13 protein-coding genes are annotated in these 12,194 nt (G+C 54.3%); all 13 read right to left on the minus strand.

What is annotated here, in order from left to right; translation table 11 throughout:
- The 13 genes from hisC to ndk all read right to left on the minus strand — a co-directional run bounded on the left by hisC (nucleotide 1) and on the right by ndk (nucleotide 12,163).
- Nucleotides 1-1,092: a histidinol-phosphate transaminase gene (gene hisC, locus H7F31_RS22405; RefSeq protein ID WP_187100609.1), complete on the minus strand. Its 1,092-nt coding sequence runs from the start codon at nucleotides 1,090-1,092 to the stop codon at nucleotides 1-3.
- 177 nt (nucleotides 1,093-1,269) lie between these two features.
- Entirely contained in the window at nucleotides 1,270-2,076 is an 807-nt protein-coding gene (trpA, locus tag H7F31_RS22410; protein ID WP_187100610.1) for a tryptophan synthase subunit alpha, read from the minus strand.
- Complete coding sequence (gene trpB / locus H7F31_RS22415) at nucleotides 2,063-3,268, minus strand: tryptophan synthase subunit beta (RefSeq protein ID WP_187100611.1); 1,206 nt, start codon at nucleotides 3,266-3,268, stop codon at nucleotides 2,063-2,065. The genes trpA and trpB overlap by 14 nt, the downstream gene beginning before the upstream one ends.
- Entirely contained in the window at nucleotides 3,265-3,963 is a 699-nt protein-coding gene (locus H7F31_RS22420) for a phosphoribosylanthranilate isomerase (protein WP_187100612.1), read from the minus strand. The genes trpB and H7F31_RS22420 overlap by 4 nt, the downstream gene beginning before the upstream one ends.
- Nucleotides 3,963-4,760, minus strand: coding sequence for an indole-3-glycerol phosphate synthase TrpC (gene trpC / locus H7F31_RS22425; protein ID WP_187100613.1), 798 nt, complete (start codon nucleotides 4,758-4,760; stop codon nucleotides 3,963-3,965). Before trpC ends, H7F31_RS22420 begins: the two co-directional genes overlap by 1 nt.
- On the minus strand, nucleotides 4,750-5,796 hold the full coding sequence (gene trpD, locus H7F31_RS22430; protein ID WP_187100614.1) for an anthranilate phosphoribosyltransferase: 1,047 nt from the start codon (nucleotides 5,794-5,796) through the stop codon (nucleotides 4,750-4,752). Before trpD ends, trpC begins: the two co-directional genes overlap by 11 nt.
- A 1-nt stretch (nucleotide 5,797) precedes the next feature.
- Nucleotides 5,798-7,381 (minus strand): anthranilate synthase component I, encoded by a 1,584-nt coding sequence (gene trpE / locus H7F31_RS22435; RefSeq protein WP_187100615.1) that lies wholly within the window; start codon nucleotides 7,379-7,381, stop codon nucleotides 5,798-5,800.
- A 370-nt stretch (nucleotides 7,382-7,751) separates the two neighbouring features.
- Nucleotides 7,752-8,126, minus strand: coding sequence for a chorismate mutase (gene aroH / locus H7F31_RS22440; RefSeq protein ID WP_187100616.1), 375 nt, complete (start codon nucleotides 8,124-8,126; stop codon nucleotides 7,752-7,754).
- A complete protein-coding gene (gene aroB, locus H7F31_RS22445) occupies nucleotides 8,123-9,226 on the minus strand; it encodes a 3-dehydroquinate synthase (protein WP_187100617.1) in 1,104 nt (367 codons plus the stop codon). Before aroB ends, aroH begins: the two co-directional genes overlap by 4 nt.
- Nucleotides 9,226-10,395: a chorismate synthase gene (aroC, locus tag H7F31_RS22450; protein ID WP_187100618.1), complete on the minus strand. Its 1,170-nt coding sequence runs from the start codon at nucleotides 10,393-10,395 to the stop codon at nucleotides 9,226-9,228. The genes aroB and aroC overlap by 1 nt, the downstream gene beginning before the upstream one ends.
- A 281-nt stretch (nucleotides 10,396-10,676) precedes the next feature.
- Nucleotides 10,677-10,838: a hypothetical protein gene (locus H7F31_RS22455; RefSeq protein WP_179215429.1), complete on the minus strand. Its 162-nt coding sequence runs from the start codon at nucleotides 10,836-10,838 to the stop codon at nucleotides 10,677-10,679.
- A 71-nt stretch (nucleotides 10,839-10,909) separates the two neighbouring features.
- Entirely contained in the window at nucleotides 10,910-11,689 is a 780-nt protein-coding gene (locus H7F31_RS22460; protein WP_187100619.1) for a CheR family methyltransferase, read from the minus strand.
- Between the two features lie 30 nt (nucleotides 11,690-11,719).
- The gene (gene ndk / locus H7F31_RS22465) at nucleotides 11,720-12,163 is read right to left on the minus strand and encodes a nucleoside-diphosphate kinase (protein ID WP_187100620.1); all 444 of its coding nucleotides are present in this window, start codon (nucleotides 12,161-12,163) and stop codon (nucleotides 11,720-11,722) included.
- Nucleotides 12,164-12,194: the final 31 nt, after the last annotated feature.

Below are 12,194 nucleotides of genomic sequence, written 5' to 3' on the forward strand. Positions count from 1 at the left end.
CTACACCGTCACTTCCTGCAAGACTTGCCCCAGAGCCGAGATAAACTTCTCGTTCTCCGCCTGCGTACCTACGCTTACTCGGATATGGTTCGGGTAGTAGGTCCAGCGTGCTCTAACGATGATGCCGCGGCGCAGCAGCGCATCGAATACTTCCGATGAAGGACGTTTCACATCAACCATGATAAAGTTGCCGAATGCAGGAAAATGAACAAGTCCCATCTCGTCGAATTGCGCCTGCAAGTAGCGAATGCCTGCCAGGTTATTCTCGCGGCAAGTTTGCAGGAAGCCGTCATCCTCGAGAGATGCCTTTGCTGCAGCTTGCGCGGCTCGGCTTGTATTAAACGGTTCGCGTACTTGATTAATAAAGCGAACGACGTCGGGATGGCCGACACCGAAGCCGATACGAAGCGACGCAAGACCGTAAATTTTGGAGAAGGTACGCAGCACGAGAAGATTATGATGTTCATTTAGCATCGACACGCCGTTGCTATACGATTCGTCATATACAAATTCTCCGTATGCTTCGTCAAGTACGACCAATACATGCGTCGGCACCGACTTCAAGAAAGCGGACAGCTCTTCGTGCGAGACGATCGTCCCCGTCGGATTGTTAGGATTGCAGACCCACAACACTTTCGTGCGCGGCGTAACCTTCGCCAGCATCGCCGGCAAGTCATGACGGCCATCTCTGAGCGGCACTTCGACGATGCGCGCATTCTCTACCTCGGCATTATGTTTGTACTGAGAGAAAGTTTCGTCGGCCATTATCGTCTCGTCGCCAGGCGCCAGGAAGGCACGTGCGGTCATTAAAATAATATCGCTGGATCCCGCTCCGAAGATGATCTGATTCGGCTGTACGCCAAGTCTCTCGGCTAATACAGCCGTCAGCTCGACACTGGCTCCGTCTGGATATATATGCGTATTCGACACGCTCTCGATAATTGCCGCTTTGGCTTTCTCGGAGCAGCCATTCGGATTTTCATTGGAGGCAAGCTTGATCACTTCGCTTAAACCTAATTCTCTCTTCACGTCTTCAATCGGTTTCCCCGGTTGATACACGGGAAGATGGACGATATTGCTTTTGGGCTGCATTTCGTCATTCACCCCTTCAATTTGGATATCAGCTGTATATTTGCTAGTTTGTATTGTCTCATATCTCTTTATCGATTTAAAGAGGTTGTTCAAAAAGTAGTAGGGTTAAAACAAAAAAAATGGCGCTGCTCGGGAATATCTTCCCGATTAGCGCCACGAGAGCATAAAACATGGCTGTCAGCCTTTCAGTGAAGCAACGAATTGACCGACCAGACGCAGCCCTTGCTCCCTTGTATCTGAGTTTTGCAGCAGCGGCAGCTGCTCCTCAATCTGCCTGACGATTGCGCTGCCCACCACTACGCCGTCGCAGATCCGCTCGAACCGCGCAACCTGCTCGCGGCTGGAAATACCGAACCCGATGCAGATGGGCTGATCGGTTGCTTCCCGGACAGTGGCAAGGAATTGTTCAATGCCGCTATGGAAATCCGCCCGGACGCCCGTTACGCCCAACGAGGAAACGCAATAGACGAAGCCTCTCGCCTTGCTTGCAATCCGTTTCACGCGGTCCTGCGAAGTTGGCGCTACGAGCGGGATCAAATGGATATTCGCCCCTTCGGCCAGCTCGCGCACCTCTTGATCCTCTTCGATTGGCAGATCGGGAATAATAAGACCGCTGATTCCTTTCGCGACGACAAGCTCGAAGAATGCATCCAGACCGTATTGAAGCACAGGATTGAAGTAAGTAAACAGAATGAGAGGTATTTGTACGCCGGCTTCGCGCGCGCGCTCTGCAATGCCGATACAATCCGCCAGCGTCACCGTTCCTTTAAGCGCCCGCTCGGATGCTCGCTGTATAACCGGACCGTCCGCAAGCGGATCGGAATACGGCACCCCAAGCTCGATCATGTCCGCTCCGGCACGCTCCATCTCCTTTATAAGCTCAAGCGTCGTATCCAGATCGGGATCCCCGACCGTAATGAAAGGCATAAGCGCCGATCGGCCCTCGCGCTTCAAGCTAGCAAATTTCGCATCAATGAGATTCATCGTTGTTGCCTCCCAAATATCCCATAATCGATTCGACATCTTTGTCGCCGCGGCCCGATAAGCAGACCACGATTACTTTGTCCTTATCCAGCGTTGGAGCCAGTTTTAACGTCTGCGCGATGGCATGCGCCGATTCCAGCGCCGGAATGATGCCTTCCGTGCGAGACAGCAGCTGCAGCGCGTCCAGCGCTTCAGCATCCGTGATCGGCACATATTCGGCACGGCCCGAGTCCTTTAGATAAGCGTGCTCCGGTCCGATTCCGGGATAATCCAAGCCGGCGGAAATAGAATGCGCCGGAAGGACCTGGCCATGATCATCCTGCAGGACATAGCTTAAGGAGCCCTGGAATACGCCGTGGCGGCCCTTCGTCATGGTTGCGGCATGCTCATCTGTATCAACGCCGCGTCCAGCAGCCTCCACGCCGAGCAGACGAACGCCGTCGTCATTAACGAACGGATAGAAGATGCCCATGGCATTGCTTCCGCCGCCGACGGCAGCAACGACGTAATCCGGAAGACGGCCTTCGAGGCCAAGGATCTGCTCGCGGGACTCGTCGCCAATAATCCGCTGGAAGTCGCGAACCATCATGGGATACGGATGCGGGCCTGTAGCCGAGCCTAAAATGTAGTACGTATCGTCGACATGGCTGACCCAGTAGCGCAGCGTCTCGTTGCAGGCATCCTTTAGCGTTTTTGTGCCGGAAGTGACCGGTACGACCTCGGAGCCCAGCAGATTCATCCGGAAAACGTTAAGCTGCTGGCGCTTCATATCCTCTTCGCCCATAAACACCTTGCATTCCAGTCCAAGCAGTGCGGCGATCGTAGCCGAGGCAACGCCGTGCTGGCCCGCGCCTGTTTCCGCGATAATTTTCGTTTTGCCCATTCGTTTGGCAAGGACGCCCTGGCCTATCGTGTTGTTGATTTTGTGGGCGCCCGTATGGTTCAAGTCCTCCCGCTTCAAGTACACCTTGGCCCCGCCAAGCTGCTCGGTCAGCCGTTTTGCGTAATAAAGCGAAGTAGGGCGGCCGGAATAACGGTGCAGCAACTCGCGAACCTCGCGTTGAAATTCAGGGTCCTTGGAATAATGGGTATAAGCCTCTTCAAGCTCAAGCAGGGCGTTCATCAACGTCTCTGGCACATATCGGCCGCCGAACTTGCCGAATCTGCCGCTTGCATCTGGAATCTGTGTCATGATTCAATCACCTTTCTCACGAATGCTCTTATTTTGGTAATATCCTTCCGTCCATCGCTTTCTACGCCGCTCGAAACGTCAACGCCGCCCGGCGAATAGCCGCGGACGAGCTCTCCAACATTCTCTTCGCGCAAGCCGCCCGCCACGTACAAGGGCAGATCGAAACGCGCAGCCGCTTGTTTGTAGGCGTCAATGGCCTGCCAATCGAAAGGCTGCCCGGTACCGCCTCCCGGTGCGTCGATCAGCACAGCATGAAGCAAGCCGCGGTATTCCTCCAGTTGGCTAAAGGCGTATTCCCGCAACGAAGCGTGTTGTTCCCTTACCTGACCATCGCTTTTGCCTACGGAGAACACCCGCCAAATTCCGATGTCAGGATGTCTGTTCTTCAGCGCCCGGCAATAGTCCGGACTCTCGGAGCCATGCAATTGGACGACTTGCAGAGGCGCTGCCGCCAGCAGTTCATGCATCTCGGCAAGCGGCATATTGACAAATACGCCTACCGTGACCGGCGGCTTGCCTTCCGCAGCCCCAATACGTCCCGCAGCAGCAAGCAATGCAGGAGCCTCGTCGATTGACACTTGCCGCTTGCTTGGCGCAAATACAAAGCCCATCTCGTGGAAAGGAAGACCGTCCATCGACTCGATGGTTGGCACATCCCTTAATCCGCATATTTTGATCCGTGTTGGAGAATTCATCATCCCCGCACCGGCCCCATCAAATCCTCAACCGCGTCGCGCACAATGCTCTGACGCATAAAGTGTTCGCCGATCAATACGCCATGCGCTCCCGCGGACTGGAGATAGGCCATATCAGCCGGGCCTGCAATGCCGCTTTCACTAATGATCGTTACTCCGGCAGGCATCATGCCGATCAATCTCTCCGTTGTCCCGAGATCCGTTACGAATGTTTTAAGATTGCGGTTGTTAATGCCGATCAGTGTCGCTTTTTTCAGCGACAGCACCCGATCCAATTCCTCCTCGTCGTGTACCTCGACCAGCACATCCATCCCTAACGCGCGTGCCAGCTCGTAGAACTCCGACAATTGCTCCGTCGTCAGAATGGCTGCGATCAACAAAATGGCATCCGCGCCGATGAGACGCGCCTCGTAAATTTGTCGGTAGTCGATAATAAAGTCCTTGCGCAGTAAAGGAACGTTGACCGTATGTTTGACAAGCGTCAAGAAATCGTTATGACCCTGAAAGTAATCGCGATCCGTCAAAACGGATATGCAGTCGGTGCCTGCTTCTTCGTAAGCCCGTGCCAGACCGGCCGGCTCGAAGTCCTCCCGAATCAATCCCTTGGACGGCGATGCCTTTTTGACCTCGGCGATAAGTCCCATGCTTCTGCGGCGGCCATCGGGTCTAAGCGCTTGCTCAAAGCCACGGCAAGCTTCCATTTCGGCAATACGTCTTTCAATATCGGATAACCAGAATCGGCCCGCCAATTCTTCCACCTCGGCGCGTTTGGTTGTTACGATTCGCTCAAGAAACATGTGTCAACTCTCCTGTCGTTTGAATAAGCTCTTGCAGCTTGGCCATAGCCTTGCCTTGGTCGATCACCTCTGCCGCAAGCTCCACGCCGTCAGCAAGCGTAGAGGCGAGGCCGCCTACGTAGATGCAAGCTCCTGCATTGGCCAATACGATATCGCGATAAGCTCCGCGTTCTTTCCCATCGAAGATGGAACGAATAATGCCGGCGTTGACGGCTGGCTCTCCGCCCTTAACTTCGCCGATGGGATGACGGCGCAAGCCGAGCTCTTCGGGCGTAAGATCAAATGTTCTGACAACGCCGTCTCGCAGCTCCGATATTTGCGTTGGAGCGGAGATGCTGATCTCGTCCAGTCCATCGTGGCTGCTGACGACCAGCGCTCGCGACAGACCTAGCTCTCCCAGCACTTCCGCAATCGTTTCGGTTCGGGTTCGATCGTACAAACCCAACAACTGCCGATCAGCGCCTGCCGGATTCGTCAGCGGCCCCAGCATATTGAAGATCGTGCGAATGCCTAATTCGCGGCGCGGCGCAGCGGCATGCCGAAGCGATGGATGATACAATTGGGCGAACATGAAGCAGATGCCGATATCATGCAGACACGCGGATGCCTGTTCGGGCGTCAAGCTGATCTGAACGCCGAGAGCCTCCAATACATCGGCGCTGCCGGTCTTGCCGGACATGGCCCGGTTGCCGTGCTTCGCCACGCGTATGCCGGCTGCAGCAGCAATAATCGAGGAGGCCGTCGAAATGTTAAACTTATGAATGCCGGAGCCTCCCGTACCACATGTATCCAGCAGTTCGCCAGAGCCGGCTTGCACATGGTTGCCATGGCTGCGCATTGTTTCGGCGAAGCCTGTAATTTCGTCCTTCGTCTCGCCTTTCATGCGCAGCGCGGTAGCAATGGCGCCGATCTGGGCCGCCGTAGCTTCTCCCTGCATAATCGTTCCCATGACCTGCGAGGCTTCCGAACGCGTCAGATGCTGGTTACCCACGACTTTGGCCAGTGCTTCCTGGATCGTAAAGACCTTAGTCTCCATCCTAACCCCGCCCCTCTCTCGATGCAATCTCATAATCCGAATTCACGCGCGCGCCAGATTGCTCTTGCTTGGGTAATGGCTTAGGCGATTGGCCGAAGCTGGCTTCCGCTGCGCGAATGGCTTTAAGCATTCCTTTGGCTTTGTTGATGGTCTCCATATATTCACTCTCCGGAACGGAATCCCAAACGATGCCTGCTCCGCTCTGGACATATGCTTTGCCATGCTTAAAAATAATGGTGCGAATGGTAATGCAGGTGTCCATCGTGCCGCCAAAACCCAGATATCCGATCGCTCCGGCATAGGCGCCGCGGGCTTCGTTCTCAAGCTCCGCGATGATCTCCATGGCGCGCAGCTTGGGAGCGCCCGATACGGTGCCCGCCGGCAAGCAAGAGATAAAGGCATCAAAGAAGTCTTTGTCCGGATGCAGCTTGCCGGATACGTTGGACACGATGTGCATGACGTGGGAGTAACGTTCGATCTCCATAAAGGAATCGCAGCGGACGCTGCCGAACTCCGATACGCGTCCAATATCGTTGCGACCCAGATCCACCAGCATCAGATGCTCGGCTCTTTCCTTCTCGTCAGCAAGCAGCTCGGCCTCCAGCGCCAGATCCTCCTCCGGCGTAACGCCGCGAGGGCGCGTACCGGCAATAGGTCTTGTCTCTACGCGGCCGCCGGACACCTTCACCAGCGCTTCCGGCGAAGTGCCGACAATAACCTCATCGCCCATCTTTAAATAATACATATATGGAGACGGATTCATCGTACGGAGTACACGATACACATGCAGTGGATCGACATCCGTCTCGATGCTGAATCGCTGCGACAATACCACCTGGAAAATATCGCCGGCACGAATATATTCTTTCGCTTGCTCCACATTACCGATGAATTGTTCCTTCGTCAGATTCGACTGAACGTCTCCCAAGTCGGGATCCAACGGGTATGCTGCGGCGGGGGCCATAAATCCGATGGCCGGCGGTTGCTGCAGTCTGGCAACCAACGCGTCAAGCTTCTGGCTCGCCTGCTCGTAAGCCAATGCGATCTCGGAATCCGTCGCTCCTTCCGGAATATGAACGTTGCCTACCATCTGCAGCTGTTGCTTCAAGTGATCGAATACGACGACCTGATCGCAGAACATGAACTGCATATCGTTCATCTGCAGATCGTCGACCGGATGCGGCGGCAGCTTCTCGTAATATTGGAGCAGATCGTAGCCGAAGAATCCGATCGCGCCGCCTGTGAACGGGGGAAGCTCGGGCAGCGACGGACTGCGGAAGGAACGAAGTTTCGCCTTGAGCAGCTCGATCGGCTTCTCCTTGAGCACGGTGCTTCTGCCGTCGTGCTCCAGCACCATCTCGCCGTTCTTGCCGTACAGCTTTAGGAAGGGATCGGTTCCGATGAACGAGTACCGCGCCCATTTGGCCCCGCCCTCCACGCTCTCCAGCAGAAATGCGTGCTCCTCCTTCGCGAAATGCTGGAACAGGCGGATCGGAGTTTCTGTGTCCGCAAGTACATATCGAACGATGGGAATCAGATTGTAGGTACCGGCCAACTGGATCACTTTGTTCAATTCATTCGTCATGGCGATCGACCTCCGTCTATAATTAACTGCTCTCGCAGCTCTTTCTAAACATATAAAAAAGCTCCTGCCGGAAGCAGGAGCGCCTAATGTAACGATAACGAAGAGATCGGAAAGCCAGACATATCCATACGATCAACATAAAAGCAACCATTGCCGTAGTTGCGCAATGAAAGCGACAGGCATACCATGCCCCTCCGGACACCGGCTATGACCAGTAATCGTATATGATAATATGACTCTGCTAAGCTCTGCTAAGCTCTACTCTACTCGTCTCATCTAGGCTAACTAACTGCTTCTCAATACTCATCTATGGGTTCTAATATATAACATGTCGCGTAAGGCGTCAACCCGAAACTTCAGGCAATGGCTATTAGACTTTCGTCTTGGCCAGATCCGGCCGCAGCGCTTGCGCCCCGCCCAAGTAAACATGATGAATCTCCTTTTGGCTCTTCTCCGTGTTTACGAGCACCATGAGGCGTACGCAACGCTCAAGGCTTCCCTTTACAGGCACTTCCAGAGCGCACATCAACGGCACGAGCTCCCAGCCCGGCAGTTGTCTCACGGCTTGAGCCGGAAACGAATCGTCCAGATCCTGCGTCACCGTAATGAGCACGCTGCATATATCGGCGGGATCAATGTCGTTGCTTGACATGATCTCGCGTACCATCGTCAGCGTCGCCTCCGAGATCAGACTCGCTTCATTTGCTTCTACCGTTACAGCTCCGCGTATTCCCCGAACGCTCATCGCTGCACCTCCCATTTCAATTCTTCTACGATTTCGCGCACCCAATCTACAGGTACGTCCGACTTGATCTCTACCTTGCCAATCGCCGTCGGTACGATAAATACCATCGTTCCTTCCGCGAACTTCTTGTCATGCATCATCGCCGACATGACGGCATCCACGTCGAAGTGCTGAGGCAAGACGACGGGTAGTCCGCAACGTTCCAGCACTCGTTTCGTTACGGTATAGACCTCTTGCGGCGCGCCGTAACGGACGCCGAGCTTCGCGGAACCGATCATGCCGATCGAGATCGCTTCGCCGTGCTGCAACTCATTATACCCGGCAACAGCTTCCAGGGCATGACCAATCGTATGGCCGAGGTTAAGAATGGCCCGCAGGCTGTTCTCTTTTTCGTCCTGCGAGACGACATTTGCCTTGACGCCGCATCCTTTGTACAGCGCATATCCCAATGCCTCTGGATCCAGGGCCAACAGCTTGTTCGCATTGGCATCGCACCACTCCACGAACTCGGCGTCCCATATGAGGCCATGTTTAACAACTTCCGACAATCCGCCGGCAACGTCACGGGGCGGCAATGATTGCAGCGTCTTTAAATCGTACAATACGAATTCCGGCTGATGGAATGCGCCGATGATGTTTTTTGCAAGCGGATGGTTAACCGCCACCTTGCCTCCGACGCTGCTGTCATGCGCCAGAATAGTCGTTGGAATTTGAACGAATTTGACGCCGCGCATATAGGAAGCGGCCACGTAACCGGCCAAATCGCCGACAACTCCGCCTCCCAAAGCGACGATAGCCGACTTGCGGTCCAAACCGGCTTCCAGAGCCTTCGTGACCAGCCCTTCCAGCATCTGCAGCGACTTGGAGCTCTCGCCGGCAGGAACGACAGCCGAAGCAGCTTGAAAGCCGCCTGCGGATAAATTCTCGACAAGCGCATCCAAATAATGCGGAGCGACATGCTCGTCGGTAATGATCAGCAATGGAGACTTGGCGCTGATGCCATGCTTCGTGAAGTAGGACGACGCGTCATGTAATAGCCCTTCCCCAATGTAGATGGGGTAAGAGCGCTCACCGAGTTCTACCTTAAGCTCGCGCATCATTAATAGCTCTCCAATTGTTCTTGGTAGCTCTTAAGATTCGCGCGAATCTCCTCGATGGAATCGCCGCCGAATTTCTCCAGGAACGCTTTTGCCACTTCCCAGGCCACTACGTGTTCCATGACGACGCTGGCAGCCGGTACCGCACAGCTGTCCGAACGTTCGACCTGCGCCGTGAAAGGTTCCTTCGTATCGATATCTACGCTGCGAAGCGGCTTATACAACGTCGGGATCGGCTTCATGACGCCGCGCACGACGATCTGCTCGCCGTTGGTCATGCCGCCCTCGAAACCGCCGAGACGGTTCGTCGCGCGATGATAGCCCTTATCCGCCTCGTACATGATCTCGTCATGCACCTGCGAGCCGCGCAGCTTCGCCGCTTCGAAGCCGATGCCGATCTCGCAGCCCTTGAAAGCATTGATCGACATGACCGCGCCAGCGATTCTTCCATCCAGCTTGCGGTCCCATTGTACGTGACTGCCCAAGCCGATCGGCACGCCTTCGATAATACATTCCACGATGCCGCCGATGGAATCCCCTTCTGCCTTGATCTGATCAATATACGCCGTCATCTTGTCCTCCGTGTCCTTGTCCACGACGCGAACGGACGATTCTTCGGTCAATTTGATCAGCTCATCGATTGGCAAATTATTAGCCGGCGCCTCGATCTCGCCGATGCGGATAACTTGTCCTGCCACTTTGATGCCGAATTCCGCCAACAGCTGGCGTGCAATGGCGCCGACGCCGACGCGGGCGGCCGTTTCCCTTGCACTGGAGCGTTCCAGCACGTTGCGCAGATCCTTCAGATTATATTTGAGGCCGCCATTCAGGTCAGCATGACCTGGGCGCGGACGATGCACTCTGCGTTTTTCCTCGTCGCTGCCTTCGATCGGCTCGATATTCATGACTTTGGTCCAATGCTTCCAATCGTTGTTCTGGACGACGAGCGCTACCGGTGCGCCGGTCGTCTTGCCATGGCGAACGCCGCCGACGATCTCGGCCGTGTCCTTCTCGATCTGCATTCTCCGTCCGCGGCCATGACCTTTCTGACGACGCTGCAATTGGAAATTCAACTCTTCGAAATCAAGCTTCAGATTGCTTGGCAAACCCTCTATAATAGCGGTCAACTGGGGACCGTGGGTTTCTCCTGCTGTCAAATAACGTAAACTCAAGCTAAAGCTCCTCCTTCAGCGCTAGGCCCGACTGCGCCCGCTGTCTTCTCCCTTAACATCTTTGCTCATTATAGTACAGAGGTGTAGGTTTGACAAGAAATCACAGCCTATTCCTTTGACGCGTCAAAGCGTCTGTGGATTAAATTACATTTTTGTACAATAGTGGTGATTATGTTCGGCGTTATTCGGTCTTGCCTGCTTTATGCAGAACATACAAAAACCGCCCTTCCCACTAAAGGAAGAGCGGCTTCCGATTATATTGTTCGGACAACTGCCGTTAATCAGACAGAACGTCCCTCGAGTCGCGGCCTTTCGGGAGCAGGCAGGATCGACTCGTCTACCAGACGATTGATCTGCTTGCTGTCGACGCCGATTATTTGCGCGCATTCCTGTATCGTAATAATTCCGCGTCTATATGCGGCAATTACTATACGCTTGTCCATCCACGTTCACCCTCCAAGGAGATATCCTTATCACCTAGTATAGGAGAAGTTGGAAGCTCGTATACCCTCCGTCACGTGCGACGATAGAAAAAGGTATCCGCCGTCTCGAATCCGTACTGCGCAGGCGAGAAGATTTGCTCCGTGCTGCCCACGAACAGAATGCCGCCAGGCTTCAGCGCCCCCGCGAATTTATGATATAACTGATGTTTGGCTTCTTCGGTAAAATAGATCATGACGTTGCGGCATACGATGAGGTCGAAGCCGGATTCGAACTTGTCGTAGAGCAAATTGCCCTGCTTGAACGTAACAGCCTTCTTGAGCACATCGGAGACCGCATAAGCGCCTTCCGCAGTCTTGAAATATTTGTTCCTGCTGGTCTTCGGCACATCCCGTAGCGATCGTTCCAGATAAATGCCTTCCTGCGCCTTCTGCAACACGCCCATATCAAGATCCGTAGCAAGCAGCGTCGTGCGGTCAAGCAACCCCATCTCGGAAAGGATCATCGCGATCGTATAGGGCTCCTCGCCGGTAGAGCAAGCTGCGCTCCATATTCGCGGCCGCAGGCTGGCTGACGCGATCTCCGGCAGGAAAACTTTTTGCAGCACTTCCCAGCGCTGCGGATTACGCCAGAATTCCGATACGTTGATCGTCATTCGGTCCAGAAATTCATTAAGCAAGGCCCGGTTGCCTTCAATGGCTGAATAATAGTCCCCGAAAGTGGCGAAGCCGTGTTTCATTCGAAGCGTCGTCAGCCGGCGTTTCATCTGGGCTTCCTTATACTGGGACAGATCAATATCGGTTTTGCGCTTGATCTGGGATATAAATTGCGTGAAGTCTGGATCTTCGGACATGGGAGCCTCCCAATGATGTAAAGGTAATAATCAAATCCAGGCTTGAATATGGTGCTCGAAGCTTACAAGCTCCTCAGGCTGGAAGAAGTTGGCGATTTCCCTCGTTGCGCTTTCCGGGGAATCGGATCCATGAATCAGATTCAAGTTGGTATGTACCGAAAAATCCGAACGGATCGTGCCGGGCGCCGCATCGATTGCATTTGTTTTGCCAATCATGGCACGGGTAAGCGCAACAACATTATCGCCGCCCCATACCATGGCGAATACAGGACCGGAGGTAATAAATTCGAGAAGCGGTTCGTAAAACGGCTTGCCATGATGCTCCGCATAATGTATTTCCGCCAACTCGCGGGAAACGAGCATGAATTTGGCAGCGGTAAGCTGCAGTCCCTTTCTCTCAAAGCGCCCGACGATTTCACCGATCAAGCCGCGCTGCACGCCATCGGGTTTTATCATGAGAAACGTTTGTTCCATCTGCTACCATTCCTTTCTCCATCAAGCTCGT

The organism is Paenibacillus sp. PAMC21692, from assembly GCF_014303795.1.
GTDB classification, from domain to species: Bacteria; Bacillota; Bacilli; order Paenibacillales; family Paenibacillaceae; genus Pristimantibacillus; species Pristimantibacillus agaridevorans.

What these genes read in the sequence shown, in the direction of transcription:
- trpE (WP_187100615.1), bottom strand. Translation starts at nt 7,381, where the DNA reads ATGACGAATGAATTGAACAAAGTGATCCAGTTGGCCGGTACCTACAAT.
- hisC (WP_187100609.1), bottom strand. Translation starts at nt 1,092, where the DNA reads ATGCAGCCCAAAAGCAATATCGTCCATCTTCCCGTGTATCAACCGGGG.
- H7F31_RS22460 (WP_187100619.1), bottom strand. Translation starts at nt 11,689, where the DNA reads ATGTCCGAAGATCCAGACTTCACGCAATTTATATCCCAGATCAAGCGC.
- trpC (WP_187100613.1), bottom strand. Translation starts at nt 4,760, where the DNA reads ATGTTTCTTGAGCGAATCGTAACAACCAAACGCGCCGAGGTGGAAGAA.
- trpA (WP_187100610.1), bottom strand. Translation starts at nt 2,076, where the DNA reads ATGAATCTCATTGATGCGAAATTTGCTAGCTTGAAGCGCGAGGGCCGA.
- ndk (WP_187100620.1), bottom strand. Translation starts at nt 12,163, where the DNA reads ATGGAACAAACGTTTCTCATGATAAAACCCGATGGCGTGCAGCGCGGC.
- aroH (WP_187100616.1), bottom strand. Translation starts at nt 8,126, where the DNA reads ATGAGCGTTCGGGGAATACGCGGAGCTGTAACGGTAGAAGCAAATGAA.
- trpB (WP_187100611.1), bottom strand. Translation starts at nt 3,268, where the DNA reads ATGACACAGATTCCAGATGCAAGCGGCAGATTCGGCAAGTTCGGCGGC.
- H7F31_RS22420 (WP_187100612.1), bottom strand. Translation starts at nt 3,963, where the DNA reads ATGAATTCTCCAACACGGATCAAAATATGCGGATTAAGGGATGTGCCA.
- trpD (WP_187100614.1), bottom strand. Translation starts at nt 5,796, where the DNA reads ATGGAGACTAAGGTCTTTACGATCCAGGAAGCACTGGCCAAAGTCGTG.
- aroB (WP_187100617.1), bottom strand. Translation starts at nt 9,226, where the DNA reads ATGATGCGCGAGCTTAAGGTAGAACTCGGTGAGCGCTCTTACCCCATC.
- H7F31_RS22455 (WP_179215429.1), bottom strand. Translation starts at nt 10,838, where the DNA reads ATGGACAAGCGTATAGTAATTGCCGCATATAGACGCGGAATTATTACG.